Origin of the sequence: Vibrio genomosp. F10 str. 9ZD137, assembly GCF_049974785.1 — a bacterium.
In the GTDB taxonomy this organism is placed as follows: domain Bacteria; phylum Pseudomonadota; class Gammaproteobacteria; order Enterobacterales; family Vibrionaceae; genus Vibrio.
Map to the genome: position 1 here is coordinate 1 of NZ_JBNGCJ010000111.1, position 837 is coordinate 837.

Sequence of the window (837 nt, forward strand, 5' to 3'; positions counted from 1 at the left end):
GAAGCGCCACTTAGTAAGGCGTTAGTTGCACATGGAGGTATCGTGGAAGAATTATCAGGCGGAAGAGAATCTGCAATATATCGAGATGGTGAAGTCGTCTATCGACCTCTTCAGCCATGGAGTTCTACAGTTCATATTATTTTGAAACATCTTGAGCGAGAAAAAGTAGGTGAAATTCCAAGGTTTTTAGGTGTTAATCAAAATCAAGAAATCTTGAGTTTTGTCGCAGGTAATACCTACAATTATCCGCTAGCTGGCGCAATTGCAACAAATGATGCACTCATGTCTGCGGGTAAATTATTACGTAAAATACATGACTCAACAGTTTCACTCTTGGAGCAAATTGATGTTAATTCGCACCGATGGATGTTAGAGCCGAGGGAACCATTCGAGGTTATCTGTCATGGTGACTTTACTCCATACAATGTTGCTCTATTAGAAAATACAGTTGTTGGTGTGTTTGACTTCGACACGGCGCACCCTGCACCAAGAATTTGGGATTTAGCATATTCAGTTTATTGTTGGTCTCCTTTCAAAACTGATAGCAATGATAAGTTAGGCACAATTTCAGAACAGGAGACTAGAGCTAAGTTGTTCTGTGATAGTTACGGTGCAACTGAATTGGAAAGAGAGCAATTGGCTGATGTTATGGTTCAGCGATTACAGGCTTTAGTATCGTTCATGCGTAGTGAAGCCGAAAATGGTAATGAATCCTTTGCAGAAAATATAGAGCAAGGTCATCTTCAAGCCTATCTAAATGACATCGAATATATCACTGAAAATAAACAAAAAATTCAGTGTGCATTGTGCAACTAACAAAGCATTTAAGAGTGATTC

Annotated in this window: 1 protein-coding gene; it reads left to right on the forward strand. The window is 39.3% G+C overall.

Annotated features, from left to right (window positions below; translation table 11 throughout):
- Positions 1-42 precede the first annotated feature (42 nt).
- Positions 43-816, forward strand: coding sequence for an aminoglycoside phosphotransferase family protein (locus tag ACP45E_RS01375; RefSeq protein WP_026026659.1), 774 nt, complete (start codon positions 43-45; stop codon positions 814-816).
- Positions 817-837 lie beyond the last annotated feature (21 nt).